The organism is Acetobacter fabarum, assembly GCF_011516925.1.
Lineage (GTDB): Bacteria > Pseudomonadota > Alphaproteobacteria > Acetobacterales > Acetobacteraceae > Acetobacter > Acetobacter fabarum.
Window position 1 is genome coordinate 321,736 of record NZ_WOTG01000002.1, and the last position, 26,201, is coordinate 347,936.

The following is a 26,201-nucleotide window of genomic DNA, read 5'->3' on the forward strand; positions in this document are numbered from 1 at the left end:
TTTGGGGCTGCTGTGTCAGACCATCACAAGGTCATCACGGTGGATGATCTCATCACGCCCCTGCCAGCCCAGAATACTGGCGGTCTCGCTTGAATGGTGCCCGGCTATGCGGCGTGCATCGTCCGCATCATAGGCGGCAAGGCCGTGGGCCAGTATGCGCCCGCTGGCATCCACCACCTCCACCAGATCACCCTGCGTAAAGTTGCCCTGTACGTGCAGAACGCCCGCAGGGAGCAGGGAGCCTCCTTTGCGCAGAGCTTCGGCTGCCCCCGCATCCACCTTGATTTCCCCCGTGGGGTTCAGGCTGCCGGCAATCCACTGCTTGCGGCCCGTATGCCCGTTGCTCTGGGGCAGGAACCATGAGCAGCGCGCGCCATCCATAAGAGCCTGCAGCGGGTGCATGGTTTTGCCAATGGCAATGGCCATGGCGCAGCCCGAGCGTGTGGCAATGTTGGCCGCCAGCAGTTTGGTGCGCATGCCGCCCGAGGAGTAGCCCGGTGGCGGCTCACCCCCCATGGCCTCGATTTCGGGCGTCAGGGCCTCAATAACCGGCAGGTGCTGCGCGTTGGGGTTGGTGCGTGGGTCGGCTGTGTACAGCCCGTCAATATCGGAGAGCAGCACAAGCTGGTCCGCATCGGTCATCTGCGCTACGCGGGCGGCCAGCCGGTCGTTATCTCCAAAGCGGATCTCGGCTGTGGCAATGGTGTCGTTCTCGTTAATCACCGGCACACACCCCAGTTCCAGTAGGGTATTCAAGGTGGCGCGGGCGTTCAGGTAGCGCTTGCGGTCTTCTGTGTCTTCGGGGGTTAGCAGCAGTTGGGCGGCTGTCAGCCCGTGGGCGGAAAGGGCATTGCTCCATGCCTGGGCAAGGCTGATCTGGCCTACGGCTGCTGCGGCCTGTTTTTCCGCCAGCCGCAGTGGCCCACCCGCAAGCCCCAGCGTATGCCGTGCCAGTGCTATGGCCCCGGAGGACACCACACTCACCGCCACGCCCTGTTTGCGTAAAACCGCTATATCTGCGGCAACGCTGGCCAGCCACTCCTGCCGTGGAGCGGCTTTTTGCGGGTCCACAACCAGAGCACTGCCGATTTTGATAACCAGCCGTTTTGCATGCAGGAGTGAGGGGCGGGGGCTGTCTGTGGTCATGGGCTCATCCGTTGGGGGACAAGGCCCCCTCCAGCTATGGCATTGCGGGTTGGTGGGTCAGGACTGGTCCTGCGCGTCCTTGCGGGAGGCCGTTACTTTATCCTGCAACAGGCGCAACAGTTCCGGTACACCCTGCCGTGTTGCCGCGGAGATCAGCAGCACAGGAGCACCACTGGCTTTTTGCAGTGCCGCCCGGCGGGCAGATGCCTCACGTGGGGTCATGGCGTCTGTCTTGTTCAGGGCAATAATTTCCGGCTTTTCTGCCAGACCGCCCCCATAGGCCGCCAGTTCGTGGCGGATGGTGCGCCATGTGTCCACCACGTTGCCTGCGGCACCATCAATCAGGTGCAACAGCACGGCGCAGCGTTCCACGTGGCCCAGAAAGCGGTCGCCCAGCCCCGTGCCTTCATGGGCCCCTTCGATCAGCCCGGGAATGTCTGCCACCACAAATTCTTCGGTCATGGACAGGCGCACAACGCCCAGTTGGGGGTGCAGGGTGGTAAAGGGGTAGTCGGCAATTTTGGGGCGCGCTGCGGAGACAACGGACAGGAAGGTGGATTTGCCAGCATTGGGCAGGCCCACAAGGCCGACATCCGCAATCAGTTTAAGGCGCAGCCATACCCAGCGCTCTTCGCCCGGCCAGCCCTTGTCCGAGCGGCGGGGGGCGCGGTTGGTGCTGCTTTTGTAGTTGGCATTGCCAAACCCGCCATCCCCCCCACGGCACAGGGTCACGCGCTTGCCGGCTTCGTCCAGATCGGCAAGCAGGGTTTCGCGGTCATCATCCATGATCTGGGTGCCAATAGGCACCTTGATGACAACAGCGGGGGAGGCCGCACCCGTGCGGTCCGAGCCAGCACCATTGCCACCCTTGCGGGCGCGGAAATGCTGGGTGTACCGAAAATCGATCAGCGTGTTCAGGTTGGGCACGGCTTCGAATATGATGTCCCCACCACGGCCGCCATTGCCGCCATCGGGGCCACCGAATTCGATGTATTTTTCCCGACGGAAGGCTGTCACACCATCTCCACCGTCGCCTGAGCGAACGTAGATTTTAGCCTGATCTAGAAACTTCATGACATACCTTCCGGCCCGGAACACGAAAAAGGGCCGAACCTTCCGGCCCGGCCCTGTTTTGCGTTCCAGCTACGCTAAAACGTAGGCTGGAAAAACCCAGCCTGCTTATTCGGCTGCGAGGGGCAGCGCATCAACAGAAACGTGGACGCGGCCTTCTGCACGGCGTTCAAAACGCACATTGCCGGGAACCAGAGCAAACAGCGTGTGGTCGCGGCCAACGCCAACGTTCACGCCAGCCTTTACCTTTGTGCCACGCTGGCGAATGATGATGTTGCCAGCAAGAACCTGCTCGCCACCAAACTTTTTTACACCAAGGCGGCGTCCGGCGCTATCGCGCCCGTTACGGGATGAACCGCCAGCTTTTTTTTGTGCCATGACCTAAGTCCTCCGTGGTCTAACCGGCCTGTTGTTTCCCCAAAGGGAAATCAGGCGGCGTTAATTTCCTGAATGCGCAGAACGGTAACCGGCTGACGGTGGCCGTTTTTGCGGCGGCTGTTCTGCCGACGGCGCTTCTTGAAGATGATGACCTTCTTGAGGCGGTCCTGAGCGACAACGGTAGCCGTTACCTTTGCGCCAGCAACTGTGGGAGCGCCAATGGTCGTGCCGCTCTCGCCACCAACGGCCAGAACGTCATCAAAGGTGATGGTGGAGCCGGCTTCGACTTCCAGCTTTTCAACCTTCAGCACCATGTTGGGCTCAACCCGGTACTGTTTGCCGCCAGTGCGGATAACTGCGAACATAAACTGTCTCTCTTTCCGATCTCTTGACCCTCGCGGCACCTTGGGCACAGGCGAAAAATCAGCTCGCTTTTTATTCTTTGGCCGCGACTTTGCACGGCATGCTTCCATCTGCGTGGATTAGCGGGGCTTTTACTGGCAGACTCGCTGCCACGTCAATCAATAACTTGCGCTTTGGCGTAATTTTGGCGGTGAACCGGGGGTATGGCCCTGTTACGCCCCTTTGGGGTGGAAAAGTCTGGCACCAAGCTGCCTGACCTCACGCCATGCCTGCAAACCAATACCGTAGGCGGAAAGGTCCGTATATTTTGCATCAATCAGTGTAACGGGGCCAACTCCGGCCAGCGTATGCATGCCTTCTGTATAAGGAGCAAAACTGTCGTTCTGGCCGATGGCGGCCCCGGCGTGGGTTACAACCCGGTCGGGGGTCAGGGTGTCAAAGGTCAGGGGGCGGATTGCCCCACCATATGTATGTGTGCAGTCCTGCACCGGGAGCACCAGCTTGCCGTTGTGCACGCAGGGTGTGCCGCCGGGGCGGGTGCTTGCATTGTCCAGCCGGACAGGGTTTGCGTGGTGGCGCTGCCACGGGCCAAGCAGGCTGGAGGCATATGCCAGATGCAACGCGCCTACGGCTGCGGTGCGGCTGGTGGCGGGCATATAAAACAGCCACCACAGACCATCATGAAAAAAGGGTGTGGCGTCTATGGCAATGTCATCACCCAGATCAATTACCGTGGCTTCCTCCCACTGATCGGGGAAGTGCCTGCAACGGTAAAGTGTTAGTTTGCCCGAGCGAAAAGCCTCGGGCAGCATCCATGTATGGCCATCGGCTTCAAAAACATATGGGTAGGAGAGGTGCCACGGAGTCTGCAACACCTTGCGCTGCTCCAGCAGATGCAGGGATTTATCGTAGATCAGGACATCTATGGAGCCTACGCGTACGCGGTAGTCATAGTCCTCGACAAACACGTAAAGCCTGTCATCGCGCCACAGGCCAAACGGGTCTGCACGAAAGCAGAACCGGCGCATGGGAGGGGTCCAGACAACGGGCAGCCCTTCAAGCGTGCCCTGTGCCAGAATATGCTGGAGCGGGCTGTTTACAATGCCCACACGCCAGATGTCTTTGCGCAATCCCATGGTCAAGAAAATCCCTGTTTTGTGCCGCCGGACTGAGGGGAGGCCGGGTTACCCCCTGTGTCTCAAATCATTCTTGAAAAGCCATATCCCCACAAAGCGGGAGAGCAGAACCCCGGCGCTGGACAGTACGGTGGCAATGCAGGCACCGTAAAGTCCCATCTGGCTGGTAAAAATGTATAAAACCGGAAAATACAGTACCGTAATAACGGTGCGGTTAAGGGTTAAAAAGCGCACGCGGTTCATAACAGTCAATAACGGGTCTAGCGGTACAAGCAGCAGGTTGCAGGCAGTGGCAACCAGCATCATGGAAATATACAGGGATGAGTTTTCAATTGTTTCATGAAACATAAAGGAAAATATTTTCCCGCCGGAAAAAAATGAAAGAACAATAAGCGCGGAAGACAGCAGAAATAGAGCTGAAAACATGATGAAGGTCAGCTTTTTTAAGCCGCGCCAGTTGTTCTGATCCCGCATTTTAATCAGTTCCGGGTAAAGCACCGGGGTCAGCAGTTGTGCCGGCGTGGCTATGCCATCGGCAATCTGCCGCGATACCCGGAAAATAGCCGCGTCCGCCGGGCCAAGATGGCCACCAATAATAAGCGTTGCAATCTGCCCAGAAACAGAGCCGAGTGTCTGGTTCAGGGTCACATTGCGTGTGAAATCCCACATTCCCGGCAGCTTCCATTTGCGATTGTGGAAGGCATGCGCGTAGATTTTAAAAATATTCATTTTAATGGAGGAAAGTGCGAAGCACACAGAGCCAGCGTAATCAATAACCCGCGTAAGCCCCCAGATCAGCAGGAAGTAACCCAGAGTATAGTGGAGCTTGTAGCCAACAAATGTTGCGGATGTCTGAAATGTTGAGCACAGAAAATCTATGATCGGGGCAACGTGGAATTTGCCAGACAGGCGCAATATGCCATTGGACCACCCGGTGTACATAAACGGACTGCAAAAAGCATAAAGCAGAGCTAGCGTTATAATATGCTGGGGCCAGCTGGCGAGGGTGCCATAAATCAGAACCAGCACAATGCCCAGACTTAGGGCAATTGCAGCGGATAGCGTGTCCAGACGTATGGAAAACCCGATAACCTGCTTGATAAGGGGGATATCCTTGCGGGCGAATGCCTCGCTCCCAAAGTGGATGAGCGTCTGCCATGATTGCATGCGTGAAACCATGGAGGCGGCGGAAGCAAGGGAATGAATGAGAATGAGCAGGCCAAAGTCCGCCAGCCCCAGAGTACGCACGGCAAGGGAAATGTAGATAAAACTGCAAAGCGCATTGCCAATGCGTCCTGCGGTCAAAAAACCTACATTGCGGAATATGCTGTTAAAGAGTGATTTATCGCTGGCCATGAGGGTGTCGAACACAAACTTGCGGATTTGTCCATGACCTGAACCCCCGATGTCTGGGAATGATCCCGGCCATGCTCCGTATGGACAATAAAAGCCATTATTCCGCCAGCCTTTAATGTTCCCACAGGCAAAGTGTGCTCAGGTCGGGGCCAGATAATGCATGATGGCCTCGGCCCCACGTTGCGAAGCACCAAGCAGGGGGGCGCAGAAGGCGTCCTGGAAAAATTTTTCCTGCGCAGGGCGGTACAGGGCGTGGCGCTTTGCCGCATTGGCTATGGTGGGCATGAGGTCGTGCAGGTTTTCTACGACGTCGCCCAAGGTCCAGTATACAAAGTGCGGGTCATTCTTCCATGCGATTTTGTTGGGGTTTAAAAAAACGCAGGGGCGGGGAATGGCAAGGAACTCGTAAATCTGGCTACTGACATCCCCAATATAAAGAGCAGCCTGAGATGTGTATGTCATGTCCAGCATTGCAGGTGAGCCGGTATCAACCAGAATACCCGGCCCTTCCTGCCGTTTTAAGGCGCGCGCCTTAAAACCGAACCCCTTGTGAAACATTTTGATATGGGGGGCCACCACCAGATTATACCCCTCGGGTTTGTCCAGTTGTGCCCGAAATCCCTTGATAAGCGGCATCATCCATCTGGAGGCGGATGTCAGGGATCGCTGGCAATGGGGGTTGTAAAGGGCAAAAGGGTGGCCGTTGGCAAAATGAATCGGCTTTTCGTGGCGCATGGCGGCAAAAACATCGAACTTCGGATAGCCGATAATTTTGCTGGCATGGTTTTGCAGCAGCCCATGGCTTTTGAAAAAAGTTTCTTCCTTGGGGCCGGACAGTAAGGTCAGGTCAAACTGGTCTATCAGGTTCTGGTCTTTTACGTAACGTCCTGCGGCCCCATGCATGAGTAGAATGAGCTTTGGTTTATTCAGCCCCATCTGCTTTAAAATGCCGGCTGAATACTCTGTTGCAATGACCGCATCATACGTATTCAGCTCGTCAACATTTTCTTTCAGAACAAGGGTACGTTCCTGATCAAGGCGTCTGGCGCGCTTGAGTGCCTTTGCCCTCCATGATTTGGGGAAGGGCTTAAGGGGCAGGTCTGGTAAATCGAGCGAACGCCTGATGCGTTGCAGATGTAATGGTGTGTCGGGGAAGCTGTAATACTCAGTTACCTGATTACCCGGCATTGCCGCCAGCGCGCTCGCCACGGTTGCCGTGTGGTAGCACTGATATGGCTCGGCAATGTAGATAAAGGCAATTTTCACGACTAGTCTTTCTGGTCAGATTTACAAAGTGCTGAAATTTCAGGTTCTAAAATTGACAGGGTTTTATGGCATAAGAATGCAATCTTCAGGGCAGGATCAGGCCGTTGTGGTTTTTATGTTATGGGCCACAATCTGCTCAACGCGGGCCAGAATGTCCCGGCCGATCCGGTCAAAATGCTGCGCGCCAAAACGGGCCAGTACTGTAGCGCGGGCATGTTGGCCCATATCTGCCAGATGCTGGGGCTGTTTGAGCAGGTCTTCCAGCGCACTGGCAAGGGCCGCACTATCCTGCGGTGGCACAATGCGGCCGGTTTGCGGGGTAATGGAAGACGGGATTTCCCCCGCGTTGGAGGCAACAACCGGCAGGGATGCCAGCATGGCCTCATGCGCGGCCAGGCAGAAACCTTCCCACAGGGAGGGTTGGACATAAAGGTGCAGCCGGGACAGAAAAACCGATGGGTCTTTAATATGGCCAAGGATCTGTATGGGGAGCTGGCCTTTGGCAATCAGTGCCTCAAGGTGGGGGCGTTCTTCCCCTTCACCACCGATCAGGACTTCAAATGGGGGGAGGTCAGGGCGGTTTTGCAGCAGGGCAACGGCCGCGCATAGCGTGTCATACCCCTTGACCGGGTGCAGCCGCCCTAGTGTGCCAATGCGTACAGGCGTGCCCGGTTGCCAGGGGGATGCGGTAGGAACATCGGGGTCCGCCCTGAAGATGGGCCATTCCACAAGCCTGTCGGGTGTAACACCCAGTGTGCGGCGTGTCTGTTCTGCCACACAGGAGGAATCGGCCACCCACAGGGCGCTTCTGTTTTTAAAGCGGCGTAACAGGGCTGCGTTCAGGGGTTTGAGGCGCGCGGAATGCTGCCAGCTTACAACGGGAATATGTTGCCATTGTCCAACCATCTGCCCCAGTAATGTGGCCCGGCTGAGCGATGTCCAGATAACATCGGGTTTATAGGCGCGCATTTGCTTGTGCAGCCAGCGCAGGGCAGGGAGGTGGTCCTTGCGTGTGCCGGGGCGGATATGGAGTGTAAGCCCGGCATTTTCCAGCGGTTCAATAGCCAGACCGTTGCGCCGGGTCAGGGCAAAAACCTCAACATGGTGCCCGGCGTTCCGCATGACCTTTGTAATGGCCGGAACGGGTAGCGCCGCGCCACCGCTTTCCACGGAGTTTATAATATATGCGATTTTCATCGGCGCGATTTTTGCACGGATCAGACCAATAGGCGAGGGACAAGCACGCTGGGCATGCTTGCAGGAGCAGGGAGGGACTTAGACCTTTTTTTGCAAAAAGCGCATGATGGCATCCGCCGCTCCGGGGGATGTCGGGCTTTTGTCCTGATGTTCAAAGGTTTCAGCAACATAAGCGCGCTGCCTGCCTTCAAACTCATCCTGACGGGTAAAGGCAACGGAAAGTGCGTGGCCCAGTTCATCGGGGGTGTCGATGACCTGCCCCAGTGTCCAGAACCGGTAGTCCTTGTTGTTCTGCCAGTGCGCGTGATGCGCATTGAGGAAAATGCACGGTCTGGGCCGGATCAGGAACTCGGCAACCTGACTGCTGACATCCCCCAGATAAAGGTCCGCCGCCATGGTGTAGGTCATGTCTATGCTGCGGGTGCTGCCGGTATCGATCAAGATATTGGGGTATTTGGCAAAGCGCTTGACCAGTGCTTCGGCCTGTTTTTTGTGGCCGTTGAACAGGCGGTAATGCGGTGCGCAGATCAGGTTATAATGATCCTGATTGGCAAAGTAGTTCAGGATTGTCTCGCCAAACTGGTACCATGATGTCAGCCCGCGTGAAAAATGCGGGTTGTACAACACAACGGGTTTGTCGTTATCAAACAGTCTGGCCTGCTGCTTGTGCAGACGCTCCACAATGTCGAACTTGGCATAGGTGCCCATGTGGTATTCGCCGGGGGTTATAAGGCCCCGTTCAAGCAGCCTCTGTTCCACTTTTTTGCCCGAAAGAAGCACAAAGTCGAACTGCTTGATGTCATCAGCAAACCCGATGGCCCGGTCGCCTGCACCGTGGCGGGTCCAGATGTACAGGGGTTTGGTCACGCCCATGCGCTTGAGGTAGAGCGATGTCCGCTCCGGTACCACAATGGCCTGAAACTGATTGAAGTAATGGCGGCTGAAAAACAGGGAAGCCAGCCGCTCGAGCGGGCCGTGGCCATTACGCTCGACCAGTCTGCCAAGCCATGCGGGAATGGGGAGCAGGTCGTAGATGACCTTTGCCGTCGGGTAGAGCCGGCCGAGCGAGCGGGCGTAATCCAGATGGTTCTGGGTCGGGCAGGCCACATGCACTTCCGCATTGGGGTGGCGGGCTGCCATTTCAAAGGCGATGGGGAGCGAGTGGAGCGTCTGGTGCGGCTGGGCAATCAGCAGGAAAACCACTTTCAGCGTTTTAAGGGCGCTTTGTGGCGGTGTCTGTAGTGCCGACACGCCATGAGGACCGCGCCCCAGACTCTGAAGGTGTTTCTGCTGGTCTGTCATATCGAAAAAAAATGGCTGCACAGGCACATAGGTCAAGCTACGGCTCTTTCCTCTTGGGAAGCGGGCACCATAACCCGGCTACCACAAATACACCTCAATTCTATTCAGCGTTTGGTAAGGACATGTATAGTGCACGCTGACTTGCACCAGATAGCGCACAGCGTCAAGACGCAAACACATGCGGTAAGGGCCTGAACATACACATAAACCCTCACTTAATATGGATGTTTGACACATATCTTGACCACCCTGCGCGCAGGGTATGCCAGAGCAGCCATAATATGGCCAATGGCGGCGGGGGGTGCGCGCGGCTGGTTCGGCCACAAGCCTTGGGGATATGGTGCAGGAAGCCAGTACATGTTCCTGCGGATAGCACTTGCGTATTTGTGCCAGCGCACCTATAACGCATCCCCACGGAGAGGTGCCAGAGCGGTCGAATGGGGCGGTCTCGAAAACCGTTGTGCGAGCAATCGTACCTAGGGTTCGAATCCCTATCTCTCCGCCATTCCTTAATTCTTATAAAAATATGCTGGGTATCAAACAGCCTGTTCCTTTCGGCTGTTGAGTTGGCACCCGTTCGGGCATGAGCCGCTATTGGTGCAGCGTAACAGATGCCTGTGCCATCACCCTCCTATAGGGCTGTGCTCTGCCTGATATGTTGTGGTTTTTCATGTTTATAAAACAGGAAAACGTATGAATATATAATGCATATTCCGGAAATAATTTTTATTACCGCTTAATGTGATGCGTACATATTAATTTTGTTTTTATATCAATAAAATTTTTTCTAACAGATTTTTGAATAAAAAATTCCTAGCTTCAGGCCAATCCCAACCACAATCCATCGAGAACTGGGAACGCATGAATGCTATCGTCATAACCGCATTGAAACGGCCCTATACTTTTGTGGTCCTTTCTCTGCTCATTCTCGCATTTGGCGTCATGTCCGTACTGCGTGCGCCAACCGACGTGTTTCCCAACATCAAGCTGCCTGTCGTGTCTGTTGTATGGACATATGGCGGCATGCTGCCAGAGGAGTTTGCCGGACGCATAACCTATAATTACGAACTGGCCGTGACCTCCACCGTGGAGGGCATAGAACACATGGAGAGCAGTTCGTATTACGGTCGCAGTATCGTCAATATCTACTTCCAGCCCGGAACGGATATTGGTGAGGCGGAAGCCGAAGTTACGGCTATTTCCCAGACTGTTATCAAACAGCTGCCAGACAATATTCCCGCCCCCATGGTCATGCGGCTGGATGCGTCCTCAGTGCCGGTTCTGGCCTTGCAGGTCACATCGGACAAGCAGACCCCCTCAGACCTGTTCAAGATCGCAATGACGCGCATCCGCCCCATTCTTGTTACCGTGCCGGGCTCGGTTCTGCCGCAGGCGTACGGGGGGATGGACAGCTTTATTATGGTTGCGCTCAACCAGACACAGCTTCAGGCGCACCATCTTTCCGCCATGGACGTGCAGAACGCCCTGCGCAAGCAGAACATTGTTCTGCCCGCCGGGGATCAGAAAATAGACCGCACGGACTGGATGGTTCAGACCAACGCCACCCCGCGCTCCATGCAGGAACTGGGGGATATTCCCGTCAAGCGCGTAGGCAATTCGGTCATTTATGTGCATGACGTTGCCAACGTGTACCGTGGCGGCCACCCGCAGACCAACCTAGTGCTGGTAAAAGGCAAACAGGGTGTTGAGGTCATTGTCATGAAAAGTGGTGATGCCTCAACGCTGGATGTCGTTTCCAGAACCAAGGAGCTGTTGCCGCGTATCCAGCAGCTTGTGCCGCCGGATGTGCATATTTCGGTCCTGAGTGATGCATCGGTTTTTGTGAAGGACGCCATCCGGGACGTCGTGCGCGAAATGCTGACAGCCGCAGTGCTGACTGGCCTGGTTGTGCTGCTGTTCCTTGGCTCGTGGCGCTCCACCATTATTATCGCCACGTCCATTCCCCTGTGCATTCTGGCCGCCATTATCTGCCTGCTATGGGCTGGCCAGACCATTAACGTGATGACACTGGGTGGCCTTGCTCTGGCTGTGGGTATTCTGGTGGACGATGCGACCGTCATGATCGAGAATATCGATACCCATCTGGAAATGGGCAAGGATCTGGAAACAGCGATTATCGATGCTGCCAACCAGATCGTTATTCCCACGCTGGTTGCCACCTTGTGCATCTGCATTGTGTGGACCCCGCTGTTCCGCCTGAGTGGTGTTGCAGGGTGGCTGTTCATGCCCATGGCCGAAGCCATTGTTTTTGCCATGCTGGCATCGTTTATCCTGTCGCGCACACTGGTGCCGACCATGGCCAAATATCTGCTGGCAGGGCAGGTGCATCCCGGTTTGCATGGGGATGAACATGAGGCCCTGCCCAAAGGTGTTTTTGGCCGGTTCCAGAACAGGTTTGAACATGCTTTCCATGCCTTCAAGCTCCGCTACGGGCGGGTGCTGGAACGTGTGGTAACCCGGCGTCACAGGTTTGTGGCTGTGTTTTTGGGTGTGTCTGTTCTCTCCCTCGCCCTGTTTGCGGTGGTGGGGCAGGACTTCTTCCCCGAGGTTAAATCCGGTGCGTTGCAGATGCACATGCGCGTGCCCCTTGGTACCCGGATTGAAACCACAGGGCGCATAGCCAGTCTGGTGGATGACCGTATCGAGCAGCTTCTGCCCGGTCAGGTGGAAGGGGTGATCAACAACTGCGGTCTGCCGGAAGGTCCGCATAATCAGGCGTTTATTCCAACACCCACAATTGGCACGCAGGATTGCGATCTGAGCATCACGCTCAAGAACGAGCTTTCCCCCGTATGGGATGAGCGCGCTCTGCTGCGGCGTGAGCTTTCGGCCAGTTTTCCCGGCACGGTCTTTACATTCCAGCCTGCGGACCTGACGGAAAAAATCCTTAACTTTGGCTCCCCCGCCCCGGTTGATATTCAGGTATCAGGCCCGAATATCCGGGATAACTACCGCTATGCCCGCCTGCTGGTGAACCGCCTGCGGCACATACCCGGCGCGGTGGATACGACAATCCAGCAGACCATGGCCACGCCAACGCTGTTTGTGCAGGGGAACCGCACATTTGGTCAGGCCACGGGCATGACCGAAGGGGATATTGCCAGTAACGAACTCATGACTCTCTCGGGCAGTCAGACAGTCGACCCACAATACTGGCTTGACCCCAAAACCGGTATTACCTTCCCGCTCAATGTCTATGTCTCCCAGGACCAGCTTACACATTACAACAACCTGCTGACCATTCCGGTGGATAAGGGGGACAACGACCCCGAAGGCAAGGATATGCAGTTGCTGGGTAGCATCAGCACCATCACGCCCATCGGCACGCCGGGGCAGGTGTCTCATTATAACTCTATGCCTGATATAGATATTTACGTTTCCACCGAGTTTACCGACCTTGGCTCTGTTCTAAGTCAGGTCAAGCAGGAAATCGCTGCAACACAAAGCGATCTGCCACGCGGTGTGGCGGTGGACATCCGCGGGCAGGCCACCACCATGCATAGCGCTTATGTGGAGCTTATTGCCGGTCTCGTTGTGTCGGTCCTGCTGATTTATATGCTGATTGTGATCAACTTCCAGTCCTGGATTGATCCTTTCATTATCATCTCGGCATTGCCGGGGGCTCTGGCGGGCATTGCGTGGAGCCTGTTCCTGACCCATACGCGCCTTTCCGTGCCTGCGCTCACAGGTGCGATCATGTGCATGGGAACAGCCACGGCCAATTCCATTCTGGTCGTGTCCTTTGCCAAGGAGCGCTTTGCCATGCACCGCAGTGCCGCGACCGCAGCAATTGAAGCCGGTATTGGCCGTATCCGCCCGGTTATTATGACAGCTTCGGCCATGATCATCGGCATGGTGCCAATGGCCATCAGTAATTCCCAGAATGCGCCACTCGGTAAGGCGGTTATTGGCGGGCTGGTGGTGGCTACGGTTTCCACCCTGCTTTTTGTCCCCTGTGTTTATGCAATTTTCCACCATCGTCCGGCCCGGCCATCCAGCACGGATGCCGCTAACCAGCAGGAGACTGTCTGATGTTTGTTGCTAGCAAAGGCAGAATTGTCATTATTTTCTTCGCGGCTGTCATGATGGCGGATATTGCGTATCTGCTGGTCCAGCGCGCCCATAATACCGTGCGCATCCAGCAGGACGCCGCCTATGACCGGGTGCCCGATGTTGCGCTGGTCAAGCCCACCCCCGCACCACCAACAGTGACCATGTCCTTACCGGGTACAATCAGCGCATGGTACGAAGCGCCCATGTATGCGCAGGTCTCTGGCTATGTAAAAATGTGGTACCGCGATTACGGCGCAGTCGTTAAAAAGGGTGATCTGCTGGCCGAAATCAATACGCCCCGGCTGGATGCGGAATACGCACAGGCGCAGGCGGACCTGAAGGTAGCGCAGACCAAATACGGCCTTGCTGCCATAACCGCCACCCGCTGGCGGTCCATGGGCCAGTCGCAGGCTGTATCTGGCCAGTCTGTTTCCGTGCAGAACGCCAATGAACAGTCCGCCAAGGCAGAGCTGGAAGCCGCTGAACACAAGGTGGCCCAGTATCAGGCCATGATCCACTTCAAGAGCATTGAAGCACCGTTTGATGGTGTGGTCATCGCGCGTAACATCAACGTGGGGGATTATGTGGGGGCCGGGAGCGGCAGCATGAATGCAAACGGCACAGCCAGCGAGCTGTTTACCGTGGCGGACACCCATGCCATGCGCCTGTTTGTATCCGTGCCGGAAACATTTTCCTCCATCCTCCAGCCCGGACTGGTGGCAAAGGTGTCCGTTCCACAGTTCCCCAATGCCGTGTTCGAAGCAAAGTTCCTGACAATTGCTAAAGGTTTTGACCCCAATACCCGTACGGTCATTACGGAGTTTTCCATCGACAATGCGGAACAAAAACTATGGCCGGGCAGTTTTGCTTCCGTCACCCTGACCGCTCCGGCCCGCAAGGGGGTTTATACCATTCCCACTGGCGCACTGGTGTTTCAGGAACACGGTATGCAGGTTGCCACGGTCAATGCGCAGCAGATTACGCATTACCAGAACATAACCGTGGGGCGCATGTCGGATGCCTATACGGAGGTCAGTGCAGGTCTTGCCCCCGATGACCGGATTATCAACAACCCGCCCGCCGATCTGATGGAAGGGGGCAAGGTCAGGCCCGTGGAGCCGGAGCAGGGCTACCTCAGCACACCCAACGCAACGGCGGAAACAAAGGGGGATGATGACGAATGAAACATATATCTGCATATTTTCGTCCTCTGCCTGTACGCACTCTGGCGGCGCGGGCGGGTCTGCTGCTCTCCCTGAGTGCGCTGAGTGCGTGCGATCTGGCCCCCCGTTATGCGCCGCCACATTATGTTGTGCCGGCCTCCTGGCACGGGCAGGGGCCTTTTAAGGATGCGGCCCCCAGCACCGTGGCGCTGAAACCAGACTGGTGGACCCTGTTTGATGATACCGTGCTCAACGGGCTTGAGCAGGAAGCACTGGCCAACAATGCTGACCTTCAGGCTGCTGCGGAGCGTTTTTCGCAATCCCGCGCTATTGTTATGGAAGCGCGCTCCGACCTTTTGCCGCATTTTGGCATGGCGTTTGGTTCAAGCGACAATAAAAGCTCGGCAGACAGGCTGTTCCGCTACAAAGGCCCGATTACTGCAACGGATGAGTTCTATTCCGGCCTTGCAAGCTGGGAGCCGGATATCTGGTCTGGTATTCGTAACCGGGTCAGGGTGCAGAAATACTATGCGCAGGAACAGGCGGCAGACTATGCCGCCGCACGGCTCAGCTTGCAGGCGGAACTGGCAACGGATTATTTTGCCCTGCGGGGGCTGGATGCCCAGCACGCCATTTATACCCAGTCCATTGCCTATTATCAGCAGGCGTTACACGTTACCCAGACACGGCTGGATAACCAGAATGCCACCGGTATTGATGTCGCCCGCGCGCAGAACCAGCTGTACATGACACAGGCCCGCCTGCTGGACGTGCAGGCCCAGCGGGACGTGCTGGAACACGGTATTGCCGTGCTGGTCAATGAGCAGCCATCCACCTTTCATATCCAGCCGGTGGATGATCTGAGCAATGCAGAACCTAATGTTCCTGCGGGTCTGCCGTCTGACCTGCTGGAACGCAGGCCCGATATTGCCGCGTCGGAAAGGCGTATGGCACAGGCAAACCGGGCTATTGGTATTGCCCGTGCGGCGTTTTATCCACATGTGTTTTTTAGCGCCAATGGCGGGTTTGATTCCAATGGCTTCAACCTGGCTAATCTGGCCAACAGCATGTGGTCTTACGGGGCGTCTGTTTCCATGCCTCTGTTTGAGGGCGGGTTGCGCCGTGCCCAGTTGCAGCATTCCTGGTCCGTTTACCGTGAAACGCTGGATCATTACCGCATGACCGTGCTCTCCGCTTTTGCGGATGTAGAGAACGGGTTTTCCATGACCAACCGACTGCGGGCAGAAACCGAGCGTCTGGGCCAAGCGGTAGGGACGGCGGAAAAAGCCCAGACCCTGACCATGACTTTGTATAAAGGTGGTGCTGACAATTACCTTGATGCATTGATTGCTCAGGTCAACACACTGGATGCACGGATTGACCGGGTGCAGGTGCAGGCCCGCGCCTTGCAAAGCACAGTCGGGCTGATCCGTGCTCTGGGTGGGGGCTGGCGGCAGAAAGACCTCCCTACGCCAGATGCCACGATGACATTTGGTGTCATGCAGTATTCAGGCCTGCAAACACCATCGGATACGCTTCAGCAGCTTAATAAATACTAAGGACTTTTCTTTCTGAAACTTATTAGTATTTTTCATAAGTTTTTGAAACCATGACCATGCGGCTGTTTATGTGGCGTCTGGTCATGAAAGCGCATGATGGGGGCATACGCAGGCATGAGAGTATAGGTGGGTGATCCTTGCTCTCATGCCTATTCTGCCGCTGTCTTTTGTTGCCAGAGCATCAAAGGGCAGGCTCTCTTAACTTTTTTGCGCAAGCCCTGCGGGTTTTGTGCGTAAAAGCCGCAGGGCGTTCAGGGTGACAAGAACAGTGGCGCCGGTATCGGCCATAATGGCAAGCCACAGGCCCGTCATGCCAATAATGGTTGTTACCAGAAAAATTCCTTTCAGCCCGAGTGCGATGGATACATTCTGCCGGATGTTGCCCATGGTGGAGCGGGCAAGGCGAATAAGGGCCGGAATGTCTGTAATACAGTTACGCAGTATGGCGGCGTCCGCAGTTTCCAGCGCAACATCTGTTCCCGATCCTATGGCAACACCAACGGTTGCCTGTTTAAGGGCAGGGGCATCGTTAATACCGTCCCCCACCATCATAACCGGGCCATGTGCTGCCAGTTCGCGGATGGTCTGCTGTTTCTGTTCCGGCAGCAGTTCGGCTTCGTAATCCACATGCAGCAGGGCTGCAATGGCTGCGGCTGTGCGTTGGTTATCCCCTGTCAGGATAAGGGGTGTAACCCCAAGGCTGCGGAGCTGCTGTATTGTTTCCTGCGCATCCTGCCTTGGTTCATCCCGCAATCCGATCAGTGCCAGAGCCGTGCTGGTGTAAAGGACAACAACCGTTTTGCCCTCACTTTCCATGGCAGTGGCCTGTGCTGCGGCGGTGCTGGACAACGCGCCATCCTGCATTGCATGCCGGAGGCTGGCGATTGTTATGATCTGCCCATCAAACACGGCAGACACACCCTTGCCCGGAATAGCGCGGCTATCCTGCACAGGTGGCAGCGCCATGCCTGCCGCCTTGCGTACAATGGCCTGAGCCAGCGGGTGGTTGGAAGCTTTTTCCACTGCTGCGGCAAGAGCAAGAACTTCGGCCGTGGAGTGCTGATCCAGGCAGAGAATATCCGTTACCTCGGGCTGGCCCATGGTCAGGGTGCCTGTTTTATCCAGTGCAACCGTTTTGATCGCCGCCGTGGCTTCAATAACGGCACCACCCTTCATAAGCAGGCCATGCCGTGCCCCAGCGCATAGAGCCGATGCAATGGCAGCTGGGACCGAGATAACCAGAGCGCACGGGCACCCAATAAGCAGCAGAGACAGGCCACGATAGACCCAGACCGACCACGCCTGCCCAAAAAACAGGGGCGGGATAGCCACAACCAGCGCAGACAGACCCACAATGGCGGGCATGTACCAACGGCTGAAGCGGTCAATAAACCGCTGTGTTGGTGCGCGTGAATCTTCCGCCTGCTCAACCAGCCGGATAATCCGGGCAATGGTATTGTCTGCTGCTGCGCGCGTTACCTGTACCCGCAGGGCTGTTTCGTTATTAATTGCCCCTGCAAATACCGGGTCGCCCGGCCCACGCGTTACGGGCATGCTCTCACCCGTTACGGGGCTTTCATCCACACCGCCGGTGCCTGAAATAATTTTGCCATCGGCAGGAATACGGTCCCCCGGCCGCACAATAACAACATCGCCGGGTACGAGCTCTGCTGCCGCGACGTCTTCCATCATGTCGTTTTTTTCGCGTAGGGCCGTTTTGGGTACCAGCGTGCTTAACGCCCGAATGCCATCGCGCGCATGGCTTACGGCAACGCCTTCAAGCAGTTCGCCCACGGCAAACAGGAAGACAACCAGAGCCGCTTCCTGCGCCGCACCAATAAACAGCGCACCAGTTGCGGCAATGGTCATCAGTGCTTCAATGGAAAAAGGCTGCCCTGCACGGATGGCGGCAAAAGCCCGTAAGGCGATGGGTATAAGGCCCGCAAGGCACGCCACAATAAAAGGCCAGTTCCCGGAAGCTGGCAGCAGAAGTGCCAGCCCCCATGCTACCACAAGCAAGGTTGCGGTGAGCAGAACCAGATGCCCTTTTCCCGTTCGGTACCAAGGGGCATCGGTTTGTGTGGTGTGCTCGTCAGCCCCAGTGTGCGGGTTAGGTGCGCTGCCTGCCTGTGCAATGGCTTCAATACCGTAGCCAAGGCTTTTTACCCGATTTTCAATATCTGCCGGGGGAGTGGCATGCGCCGTTGCCGTAACCCTGAGTTTTCGGGACATGACAGATATTTCAACCGCTTCAATACCGGGTAGCTGGGCTACGGCTCCTTTTATTTTTGCAGCGCAGGATGGGCAGTCCATCCCTGTTACGAGCCATTCATGTGTATCCGGCATTTTATCCTCCTGTCCCGACGCGAGAGAATGAGATAGCTACATCCTCTAGTGACTAGAGGTTCAAGGGGATTCTGCATGTTGAGTATCGGAAAACTGTCTGGGCTGACTGGTGTAAAAGTGCCAACCATCCGGTACTACGAGCAGATCGGGCTGCTCCCCAAGCCGGAACGGAATGAAGGCGGGCAGAGGATTTACAATAATACCAGCCGCGAACGCCTGAACTTTATCCGCCATGCGCGCGAACTGGGTTTTCCGCTGGACGATATTCGGGAATTGCTGGCCCTGTCGGATGACCCCGACCAGAGCTGTGAGGCCATTGATGCCATTGCAAAGCGCCAGTTGGCGGAGGTGGAACACCGCCTTGTAAGGCTGAATGCCCTGCATAGAGAACTTGAGCGTATGGTCGCGCAATGCACCTGTGGCACAGTGCAGACGTGCCGGGTTATTCAGGTTCTGGGGGATCATGGCCTATGCGCGGCTGATCATCAGAAAATCGTGTCTCATGATATTGACCAGTAATGTCGCAAATAGCTGGTTGCTTGGAGTGCCCTGCCAAACTTCATTTTACGGTATAAATATCAGGCGTGACTATGGCCTGATTTATCAGGATTATTGTGAATAAAACTCAGCAATATAGTTCTATGAAATGCATATTATTCATGAAAAAATACTCAGGACTGAGAGCGCTAGGCCGTAACACAGGCCGGGCCGGAATGATGATCTGATCAAACCTGCCAAGTCTAATGCAGGCGCTCTCGTGCTGATCGTTTTGGGAGAGAGTGCGTGTCAAAACCGGACAAGAACACACTGCGTCTTATTTTTCCGCAATGGCAGGGTGGGGATAACCCACCATATTATCTGGGGTCCAGATTGCTGGCATGGCTGGCACCCCCATCCCACGGACCGGTTGAGGAAGTACCTGTTGATGCCCCGACAGATACCCCATTGCCGCTGGAAAACGACATGCGCGGGCGCAGTGTTCTTGTAAAACAGATCAAGGCGGCACAGGCAATTATTGCGCGCCACCAGCCCCGCTCCATTGCTGTGCTGGGTGGGGACTGTCTGGTATCCCTTGCTCCGTTTGCCTGGCTGGCTGAACAATACGGGGATAAGCTGGGTGTTCTGTGGATTGATACACACCCGGACGTGCAGACCCCCGAACAGTATAAAAACGCGCATGCGCATGTGCTGGGTGCCCTTATGGGCCATGGTGACCCTGACCTGACCAACGCGGTCAAGCAGCCCATAGCGGCCAAAAATGTCATGATCGCGGGTATTCATGATCCACTGCCGTATGAGGCCCGGTTTATTGCCGAGCACGGCATTCGCACATGCTCACCCCAGCAGGTGCGGGAGGGTGCTCAACCCGTTATGCAATGGCTCAACGATAGCGGGATTGAGGTTCTGGCCATTCATCTGGACCTGGATGTGCTGGACCCGCACAACTTCCGCTCCCTGCTGTTTGCAAAGCCCGGCCGTGGCAAACACGATTTTGGTGATGTGGCGGAAGGAAAGCTCAATATTCCAGATGTGTTGAAGCTGGTCGGGGAGGTCATGACCGAAAAGCAGGTGGTGGGCATGACAATTGCCGAGCATATGCCGTGGGATGCGCTGAATTTACAGCAGATGATGCAACAGCTCCCCCTGCTAGGGGCGTAAGCGGCTGTGTATATGCAAGGGTATGCGGGGTTTACGCATGCCCTTGCGTGGCATCATGCCAGTTTCATTTCTTCGATAAAAAGAGCCAGCGGCATGGAATACTGGTTATGCCGTGGGTAAAAAAGATGGAACCCCACATGGGTAGGGCAGATTTTTTCCAGCGCAGGAACAAGCTCGCCTGATGCAATATGGCTTTCCACCACAACCCTTGGCAGGTACGCAAGCCCTATGCCATCCAGGCAGGCATCCCGCGCAGAAAACACATTATTGCAAATAAACTGCCCACTTGGCTGGAATTTAACGTCTTTTCCATTCTGCCGGAAAAGCCATTTATAAAGCTTTCCGTACGTTGGTAGCCTAACACCAATACAATTGTGCTCAGTCAGGTTATTGGGCTTTTTGGGGGCCGGATGTTCCCTGAAGTAGCTGGGAGCTCCAATAACCACAAACTCAATGGCAGGGGAAACAGGGACGGACATCATACCCTGTGCAACCATCTCGCCCAGCCTGATCCCTGCATCAAAGGATTCATCAACAATATCGACAAGTTTCATGTCGGTTGAAACTTCTATGGCAATATCAGGGTATTTTTTAAGAAAATTGGCTAGTTTGGGGCGTAGAAAATACGTCAGGGCTTCATCTGTCGCGGTAATTCTCAGTTCACCTCTCGGTGCGCTACGAAACTCATCCAGACTGGCAATTTTATTTTCAATTTCGTCAAATAACGGCTGAATGTTGCTCAGCAGGTATTCCCCTGCACTTGTGGGAACAACCCGCCGGGTTGTTCTGGTCAGCAGTGTAACTCCCAGCCTTTCTTCCAGCAGCCGCATGGTATGGCTTAAGGCCGAGGGCGTTACGCCTCGCCGTGCAGCAGCACGTGTAAAGCTTCTTTCCTGAGCAACCGCAAGAAAGGAAAGAAGTTCATTAAAATTCTCACGGGACATTCTAAAACCCTGACACTTGCGGTTGTCTTTTAACATACAACATATTTTTGCAGCGCATCAGGGCCAGGCCATGCAAAATGTTCTGTGCGGCAGAATGCTGTTTTTACAGGTTCAGGCACGCGCCATTCGCACCCCGTCACGAAAGTTGATGCCAAGGAGTGCAAGGTTTACGGCTCCTGCCAGAAGTTCGAGTAATTGCACACCATAAAACAGTCCGTCGAATGTTTGTGCAGATGCGCGCAAGGCGAGAAAAAACGCGCAGGGAACCAGCACACAAAGACCATTGGCCCCAATGACCCGCATGCGCCTGAATTTGGCCAGTGCCAGCCCGCGCGGTGCCCCGCCTGCCATCTGGTAGCCAGAAAAATTAGTGAGTGCGAGGCAGGGAGCCAGCACAAGCAGCCCCCACAGAATGGCCAATCCCCCCGCCAGAGGGTGGATGTGGCGGAGAACCGTCTGCATGCTATCGTCCTTGCATGAATGAAGCTGAGAGATCAAATATAGCTAGCCATGAACATAGATAGCAAGCCATATAAATGGCAGCCCCGGGAACAGTCCCTTGGTTATATGATCAATTGGGCCGCACGGCTTTTTGCGCGGGAGATGGATGATGCTCTGCGGCCGTTCGGGCTTATGTCGGGGCAGTTGCCGGTATTTTTTGCTCTGGCGGATGGCAAACCACTGGCACAGCGCGACCTGGTACAGCTTGCCGCAGTAGAGCAGTCCACCATGGCCAAGACCCTCGCCCGTATGGAACGGGATGGGCTGATCCAACGCACACCAGACCCGAAGGACCGGCGCAGTGCGTTTATATCGTTATCGCCTTTGGCGGAGGAAAGACTGCCAGATATTGCGGCGGCCGTTGCGGCAATCAATGCCAGAAGTCACGCGGCTCTGGCGGGGGAAGACAGCGCACATCTGCTGGAACTGCTACGCCGCGTGATTAATGGGCTAACAGATGCCGCATGAGTCATGCGGGCAAGGGTAAAAGCAGCCCGCCCGGCGTTGATGCCTTAATTTTTTGTGGTGTATTGGCTCTGCCCCCGGGCTGCCTGCGCAAAAGGCGGGGGCAGAGTGGTCTGACTTAAGTGGTCTTGTTGCTTTTTCTGTAGTGTGCACGGCGGGATTTGGCCCATGCCGTCATCAATGGCAGGCAAAGGCGCAGGAAGCCAGGCGACCAGAGGAAAAGACTGCAAAACAGCCTGTCAAAGCTGGACGGAAAGTTCTCAACATGTTTGCGCACATGGGGGGAAAGAATCCAGGCCGCAATGGCTTCTGGCTCCTGCGGGGCAGACATGAAGTTGAGGACCGACCCGCCACGCTCCATTTCCGTCGCCAGCATGGACGTATTGACGCTGCCGGGGAATACGGAGGACACCCGGATATGGCGTGGCTTGAGCTCCTGCTCCAGTGCCAGTGCAAAACCGCGCAGGCCAAATTTGGAGGCCGTATAGGCGCTGCTGCCCGCCAGAGGAAAAATGCCCGCCATGGAGTTGGCGTAAATAATGTGGGAGTCTTTTGCCATTATTGGCAGAATGGCATTGGTCAGCAGCATAACGCCGAGCAGATTGGTCTGGATCTGCTCAATAACCGGAGCATGCTCCAAGGTCGCCACAGACTGTGGGGAAATAACACCGGCACAGAATATAAAGAGATCAACGCTGGCACTGGTCTGCCCGATTGTGCGGGCAGTTTCATTGATGGAGTGTGAATCGGTCAGGTCGCATGCCAGCATGCAGTCAACATAAGCTGTATCGGCTGCCGCAGCGTTCTGGCGTGACAGGCCAATGACCCGGTACCCACGCTGGCGCAACTGAAGGCACAAAGCACGCCCAATGCCGCCGGATGCACCGCTGACGACAGCTACTTTCTGAGGAGTTTCCTTGTTTTTTCTAAACAAAACAATTGCCTATCTCAACAATTCCCAATCCGACTTACATGCGGCAGGCCATGATGATGCCGCCAGCAATTGTGTTTTTCGTCTAACATACCTTATCAGCCTTGTCTTGCATGATCGCACGTCGCGCTAATCCAACATAGATTAGAATAACGCATGATTTATGCCCTCATAAGCGTGACAAAGTTAAGGCTAAAGGGCTTTTATCTTCAATACTGCAAAGCGTTCTGGCGCAAAGCGGAAATTATTTTTTAATTCTTTAACATTTAATCGCCATTGCGGCGGATGTCATAACCCACATCTGAGCAGGGCTTGGAGGCATGACGAGTGCCAAAGGCGGAAGGCGGCTCCCGTGTTGGGGGAGGAAGGCGTGATAAGCACTATAAGAGCACGCGCCCCCGTGGTGGAGGGCGCGTGTGCCTGTGTACTGTATGGCTTAAAAGCCGATCACTGCGTCACCACCAAAGGTGAACATGCCGTTGTTGCGGCCACCGTTAAAGGGTGAGGTGCTGTTGAGAGCGCGGTCAAACCGGATTTCAGGACGTAGCTGGAAAACGCGGATATGGTGGCCCAGATCAGGGCGATAGGCAACGTTAAGCGAGAGGTCGCCATAGGTGGTACCGTGCCCGCTTGCGCCGGTCATGGTGGTGTAGGAGCGCCCTGCAATGGCATTCATGTAAGAGTTGTTGCCGGTAAAGGTTGCCACCATCGAGTTATTGTTGTCGCGGTAGATTTCGCCACGATAGTTGAAGGTGAAGTCCTTGTTGATCTTGTAGCTGAGGAAGCTGACAAAGCTTTCGGCATCCGTGCCGGCAAACTGCCCGCGTGCACCAATACCGCGTATGCCCTCGTCATGCAGGTAGTTGAATTCGGCTGTCAGGCTTAGCTTGTCGTTAACCTGATAGGTCGCGTTAATATCGTTCCAGAAGCGCTGTGCGTGGTCTGCCTCGTAATGCCCGACACTCTGCCAGACATTCTCCGGCCCTACGCGGCTGAGTTCCACAATACGGAGTTTACCACCCAGCAGGTTGTTCAGGTTAAAGCCAAAATACCCGGCGGGACGGCTGTTGTTGTCCGATGCGCCAAAGGTGGTCTGGTTACCCGTATCAATCCCGAATGTTACGTCCAGAATAGGCGTAACATGCCAGTTGAACATGGCGCCCATATGCTGGAATGGTACGGAATATTCAGATGTATAGGCCAGCGTGTAGAATGCGCGGGAGGCGGGGTCCAGCCCCTCCACACCCATGGGGGCCTGTAGAATACCGGCCTGCATGTCCAGCCCGCCAGAGGTCAGCCAGGGCAGGTGTACATCCACATGGGCCTGTGCGGGAATAAGCTGGTAGCGGGCCTTCCATTCCTGATCGGAGATGCCGACCAGATGGTAGTAACGGGCATCCGAGCCATAAAGACCTTCCAGCGTAAAGCCGACCTGATAGGTGTTTTTGCTGGGGTCGATAGCTTTGGAGAGAGTAAACTCCGCCTGATTCAACTGGACCTGGTTGGCATGGTCGGCCAGAAAGTCGCCAAAGTTGTAACCGGAGTTGGGGCGGGCCGGGTTGGCCATGATGCCGCCTTCAATCTGACCGATCAGGGTAACGTCCGACAGCCAGTGCGACAGGTCGGAACTACCACTGGAAAAAGCTGAAAAAGGGTGAACCTGCGCCTTTGCCGATTTAAGGGGAACGGCTGCCAGAACCGATGCGACACTTAGGGCAACGGCAAGACCTGTTTTTTTTCCGGACAGATTCATTACTCAGATTCCCGCACTTTAAGTATTATATTTATATGTGCTGCTAAGGTGATTGACTACTCCGATAGGTAACATTCCGGTTTCATAATGAAACTGGAAAAACGACAAGCGGGTATCACTCTTCCGTGATACCCGCTGACCATGCGGCAGTTTTATTTATCTTTTTTAAGAATAGACTGCCTGCGCACAACTTTGTGCCGCATGAATGGATTTTTCATGCAAATTGTTCTGTAATTTCGGCAATGCGCGCACCAAATGCTGCGGCTGTGTCCAGCCCACCTTGGGGGATTTCGTCCACGCTGGCATCAGACGGGCTTTGGACGAGCAGGCCAGTGGAACCGCCCAGAGCGTTCAGGTCCGTGTTCTTGGCGGCTTTTGTGTTGGAAGGCAGCATGCCAAGGCTGATCCATATGCCGCCGTGCTGGCCTGCTAGGGTTTGCAGCCATGCCAGTGTCAGCCCTTTGTCCCCCACAGGGCTTGCGCTGTTGGTAAAGCCCGCAAACAGCTTGTTCTGCCAGCCGCGCATGAACCAGATTTTGGAAGTGGCATCGGCGAATTTTTTAAACTGCCAGCTTGCGTTGCCCATATAGGTCGGTGCGCCAAAGACAATGGTTTTGGCTTCGGCCAGCTTGTCCCAGGCGCTTTCGGGCAGCTCCCCATTGTCATCAATGGCAATCAGTTCGGCCTTGGCGCCGCGCGCAAGGTATTCGGCCACTTTGCGGGTGTGGCCATAACCTGAGTGATAAACAACAACAATTCCCGACATATCAGCAACTCCCTGTGGGTTGGGCCGGGCTGGAGCAGACCGGCTTTGAGCAAGCCGAGCATGGCGCAGTCCGCTATGGCTGATAAGTTGCTTTTGGGCAAAAGCATCTCACACTACGGGTGTGAGGCTTGCCGGGGGTATGCCCGGTAAAAACCCCGCCAGACACAGGCTGGCGGGGGAGAAGGTCAGATCTGTTCTATGGTGGAAAAGTCGAAATTTTCCCCCTTGGGGTTTTCCCCCAGCCTGATCACGGTGGCGGAAGGCATGACATAAGGTGGCACGGGCAGGTTGTACGGAGCGGGAGCACCTTTTTGCACCCGCCCTGCCAGATCAAACTTGGAGCCATGGCAGGGGCAGCCGTACCCGCCAGATGCCTCCGGCCCGGACCCCTGTGGAGGAGTGTAGGCAGGTACGCAGCCCAGATGCGTGCAGATGCCCACATAAACCCCGTATTCGGGCACAATGGAGCGGTGCCAGTTGCGGGCATAACCGGGCTGCTGGTTGGCTGTGGAGTTGGCATCCTTGAGCAGGGCACTCAATTCCGCATTCTGCAGGCTTGCCAGTTCTTCGGGTGTGCGGCGGATAATAAAGATGGGCTTGCCCTGCCATACAGCCACTATCTGCTGGCCGGGGGCCAGATGGGCAATATCCACATCAACCGGCAGGTGTGCGGCGGCGCTGTCCTGTGGTTGCAGGCTTTCCACAAACGGAATGGCGCAGGCCGCAATGCCTGTGACCGTGCCAGCCGTGGTGACCATGCCCAGAAAGTCACGGCGGCCGGGGGCCTGTTCGGGAGCTGGGGTGGTGTCAGTCTCGCGTGTCATG

The 26,201-nt window shown here is 55.7% G+C and carries 22 protein-coding genes and 1 tRNA gene; 7 read left to right on the forward strand and 16 right to left on the reverse strand.

The features are described from left to right. Positions 1-15 precede the first annotated feature (15 nt). From proB to GOB83_RS04535, 9 genes are all read right to left on the reverse strand, one after another. Complete coding sequence (proB, locus tag GOB83_RS04495) at positions 16-1,146, reverse strand: glutamate 5-kinase (protein WP_086645574.1); 1,131 nt, start codon at positions 1,144-1,146, stop codon at positions 16-18. Between the two features lie 57 nt (positions 1,147-1,203). Continuing rightward, positions 1,204-2,220 (reverse strand): GTPase ObgE, encoded by a 1,017-nt coding sequence (obgE, locus tag GOB83_RS04500; protein ID WP_086645573.1) that lies wholly within the window; start codon positions 2,218-2,220, stop codon positions 1,204-1,206. 105 nt (positions 2,221-2,325) lie between these two features. Next, entirely contained in the window at positions 2,326-2,595 is a 270-nt protein-coding gene (gene rpmA / locus GOB83_RS04505; protein ID WP_048854263.1) for a 50S ribosomal protein L27, read from the reverse strand. A 50-nt stretch (positions 2,596-2,645) separates the two neighbouring features. Continuing rightward, positions 2,646-2,960 (reverse strand): 50S ribosomal protein L21, encoded by a 315-nt coding sequence (gene rplU / locus GOB83_RS04510; RefSeq protein WP_165925360.1) that lies wholly within the window; start codon positions 2,958-2,960, stop codon positions 2,646-2,648. 210 nt (positions 2,961-3,170) lie between these two features. Next, positions 3,171-4,094, reverse strand: coding sequence for a glucosamine inositolphosphorylceramide transferase family protein (locus GOB83_RS04515; protein ID WP_165925361.1), 924 nt, complete (start codon positions 4,092-4,094; stop codon positions 3,171-3,173). Between the two features lie 48 nt (positions 4,095-4,142). Further along, the gene (locus GOB83_RS04520; RefSeq protein WP_264802527.1) at positions 4,143-5,465 is read right to left on the reverse strand and encodes a lipopolysaccharide biosynthesis protein; all 1,323 of its coding nucleotides are present in this window, start codon (positions 5,463-5,465) and stop codon (positions 4,143-4,145) included. Positions 5,466-5,588: 123 nt separating this feature from the next. Then, positions 5,589-6,716: a CDP-glycerol glycerophosphotransferase family protein gene (locus tag GOB83_RS04525; RefSeq protein WP_165925362.1), complete on the reverse strand. Its 1,128-nt coding sequence runs from the start codon at positions 6,714-6,716 to the stop codon at positions 5,589-5,591. Positions 6,717-6,812: 96 nt separating this feature from the next. Next, a complete protein-coding gene (locus GOB83_RS04530; RefSeq protein ID WP_165925363.1) occupies positions 6,813-7,913 on the reverse strand; it encodes a glycosyltransferase in 1,101 nt (366 codons plus the stop codon). A 78-nt stretch (positions 7,914-7,991) separates the two neighbouring features. After that, complete coding sequence (locus GOB83_RS04535; RefSeq protein WP_165925483.1) at positions 7,992-9,122, reverse strand: CDP-glycerol glycerophosphotransferase family protein; 1,131 nt, start codon at positions 9,120-9,122, stop codon at positions 7,992-7,994. Between the two features lie 508 nt (positions 9,123-9,630). Here GOB83_RS04535 and GOB83_RS04540 point away from each other — a divergent pair. From GOB83_RS04540 to GOB83_RS04555, 4 genes are all read left to right on the forward strand, one after another. Continuing rightward, positions 9,631-9,720: transfer RNA gene (locus GOB83_RS04540), tRNA-Ser, on the forward strand. Between the two features lie 356 nt (positions 9,721-10,076). Next, the gene (locus GOB83_RS04545) at positions 10,077-13,268 is read left to right on the forward strand and encodes an efflux RND transporter permease subunit (RefSeq protein WP_086645568.1); all 3,192 of its coding nucleotides are present in this window, start codon (positions 10,077-10,079) and stop codon (positions 13,266-13,268) included. Then, positions 13,268-14,473: an efflux RND transporter periplasmic adaptor subunit gene (locus GOB83_RS04550; RefSeq protein ID WP_086645567.1), complete on the forward strand. Its 1,206-nt coding sequence runs from the start codon at positions 13,268-13,270 to the stop codon at positions 14,471-14,473. Before GOB83_RS04545 ends, GOB83_RS04550 begins: the two co-directional genes overlap by 1 nt. Then, entirely contained in the window at positions 14,470-16,011 is a 1,542-nt protein-coding gene (locus tag GOB83_RS04555; RefSeq protein WP_095350223.1) for an efflux transporter outer membrane subunit, read from the forward strand. The genes GOB83_RS04550 and GOB83_RS04555 overlap by 4 nt, the downstream gene beginning before the upstream one ends. Before the next feature lie 198 nt (positions 16,012-16,209). Here GOB83_RS04555 and GOB83_RS04560 read toward each other — a convergent pair whose 3' ends face one another. Beyond that, complete coding sequence (locus tag GOB83_RS04560) at positions 16,210-18,357, reverse strand: heavy metal translocating P-type ATPase (RefSeq protein ID WP_165925364.1); 2,148 nt, start codon at positions 18,355-18,357, stop codon at positions 16,210-16,212. Between the two features lie 75 nt (positions 18,358-18,432). On the opposite strand from GOB83_RS04560, the gene GOB83_RS04565 reads away from it, so the two are divergent. After that, positions 18,433-18,876, forward strand: a complete 444-nt coding sequence (locus tag GOB83_RS04565; protein WP_086645564.1) for a MerR family transcriptional regulator — start codon at positions 18,433-18,435, stop codon at positions 18,874-18,876. 264 nt (positions 18,877-19,140) lie between these two features. Continuing rightward, positions 19,141-20,016 (forward strand): arginase family protein, encoded by an 876-nt coding sequence (locus GOB83_RS04570; protein ID WP_165925365.1) that lies wholly within the window; start codon positions 19,141-19,143, stop codon positions 20,014-20,016. Between the two features lie 53 nt (positions 20,017-20,069). Here the strand turns inward: GOB83_RS04570 and GOB83_RS04575 are convergent, their stop codons facing one another. Together GOB83_RS04575 and GOB83_RS04580 are read right to left on the reverse strand one after the other, a co-directional pair. Continuing rightward, entirely contained in the window at positions 20,070-20,960 is an 891-nt protein-coding gene (locus GOB83_RS04575; protein ID WP_165925366.1) for a LysR family transcriptional regulator, read from the reverse strand. 111 nt (positions 20,961-21,071) lie between these two features. Beyond that, a complete protein-coding gene (locus tag GOB83_RS04580) occupies positions 21,072-21,422 on the reverse strand; it encodes a hypothetical protein (protein WP_165925367.1) in 351 nt (116 codons plus the stop codon). A gap of 141 nt (positions 21,423-21,563) precedes the next feature. On the opposite strand from GOB83_RS04580, the gene GOB83_RS04585 reads away from it, so the two are divergent. Further along, the gene (locus GOB83_RS04585; RefSeq protein WP_242005729.1) at positions 21,564-21,929 is read left to right on the forward strand and encodes a MarR family winged helix-turn-helix transcriptional regulator; all 366 of its coding nucleotides are present in this window, start codon (positions 21,564-21,566) and stop codon (positions 21,927-21,929) included. Between the two features lie 115 nt (positions 21,930-22,044). On the opposite strand, the gene GOB83_RS04590 is transcribed toward GOB83_RS04585, so the two are convergent. From GOB83_RS04590 to petA, 4 genes are all read right to left on the reverse strand, one after another. Next, positions 22,045-22,860, reverse strand: coding sequence for an SDR family NAD(P)-dependent oxidoreductase (locus GOB83_RS04590; RefSeq protein WP_165925369.1), 816 nt, complete (start codon positions 22,858-22,860; stop codon positions 22,045-22,047). 433 nt (positions 22,861-23,293) lie between these two features. Further along, positions 23,294-24,610: an outer membrane beta-barrel protein gene (locus tag GOB83_RS04595; protein ID WP_165925370.1), complete on the reverse strand. Its 1,317-nt coding sequence runs from the start codon at positions 24,608-24,610 to the stop codon at positions 23,294-23,296. Between the two features lie 214 nt (positions 24,611-24,824). Continuing rightward, complete coding sequence (locus GOB83_RS04600; RefSeq protein WP_086645559.1) at positions 24,825-25,376, reverse strand: flavodoxin family protein; 552 nt, start codon at positions 25,374-25,376, stop codon at positions 24,825-24,827. Positions 25,377-25,561: 185 nt separating this feature from the next. Further along, positions 25,562-26,200 carry a ubiquinol-cytochrome c reductase iron-sulfur subunit gene (gene petA / locus GOB83_RS04605; protein ID WP_095349993.1) on the reverse strand — a complete coding sequence of 213 codons (639 nt, stop codon included), beginning with the start codon at positions 26,198-26,200 and terminating at the stop codon, positions 25,562-25,564. Position 26,201 lies beyond the last annotated feature (1 nt).

Coding starts and splice junctions, on each gene's coding strand:
- GOB83_RS04595 (WP_165925370.1), bottom strand. CDS start 24,610: ATGAATCTGTCCGGAAAAAAAACAGGTCTTGCCGTTGCCCTAAGTGTC.
- petA (WP_095349993.1), bottom strand. CDS start 26,200: ATGACACGCGAGACTGACACCACCCCAGCTCCCGAACAGGCCCCCGGC.
- GOB83_RS04565 (WP_086645564.1), top strand. CDS start 18,433: ATGTTGAGTATCGGAAAACTGTCTGGGCTGACTGGTGTAAAAGTGCCA.
- GOB83_RS04555 (WP_095350223.1), top strand. CDS start 14,470: ATGAAACATATATCTGCATATTTTCGTCCTCTGCCTGTACGCACTCTG.
- GOB83_RS04600 (WP_086645559.1), bottom strand. CDS start 25,376: ATGTCGGGAATTGTTGTTGTTTATCACTCAGGTTATGGCCACACCCGC.
- GOB83_RS04560 (WP_165925364.1), bottom strand. CDS start 18,357: ATGCCGGATACACATGAATGGCTCGTAACAGGGATGGACTGCCCATCC.
- rpmA (WP_048854263.1), bottom strand. CDS start 2,595: ATGGCACAAAAAAAAGCTGGCGGTTCATCCCGTAACGGGCGCGATAGC.
- GOB83_RS04550 (WP_086645567.1), top strand. CDS start 13,268: ATGTTTGTTGCTAGCAAAGGCAGAATTGTCATTATTTTCTTCGCGGCT.
- proB (WP_086645574.1), bottom strand. CDS start 1,146: ATGACCACAGACAGCCCCCGCCCCTCACTCCTGCATGCAAAACGGCTG.
- GOB83_RS04545 (WP_086645568.1), top strand. CDS start 10,077: ATGAATGCTATCGTCATAACCGCATTGAAACGGCCCTATACTTTTGTG.
- GOB83_RS04530 (WP_165925363.1), bottom strand. CDS start 7,913: ATGAAAATCGCATATATTATAAACTCCGTGGAAAGCGGTGGCGCGGCG.
- GOB83_RS04575 (WP_165925366.1), bottom strand. CDS start 20,960: ATGTCCCGTGAGAATTTTAATGAACTTCTTTCCTTTCTTGCGGTTGCT.
- obgE (WP_086645573.1), bottom strand. CDS start 2,220: ATGAAGTTTCTAGATCAGGCTAAAATCTACGTTCGCTCAGGCGACGGT.
- GOB83_RS04515 (WP_165925361.1), bottom strand. CDS start 4,094: ATGGGATTGCGCAAAGACATCTGGCGTGTGGGCATTGTAAACAGCCCG.
- GOB83_RS04580 (WP_165925367.1), bottom strand. CDS start 21,422: ATGCAGACGGTTCTCCGCCACATCCACCCTCTGGCGGGGGGATTGGCC.
- GOB83_RS04585 (WP_242005729.1), top strand. CDS start 21,564: ATGGATGATGCTCTGCGGCCGTTCGGGCTTATGTCGGGGCAGTTGCCG.
- rplU (WP_165925360.1), bottom strand. CDS start 2,960: ATGTTCGCAGTTATCCGCACTGGCGGCAAACAGTACCGGGTTGAGCCC.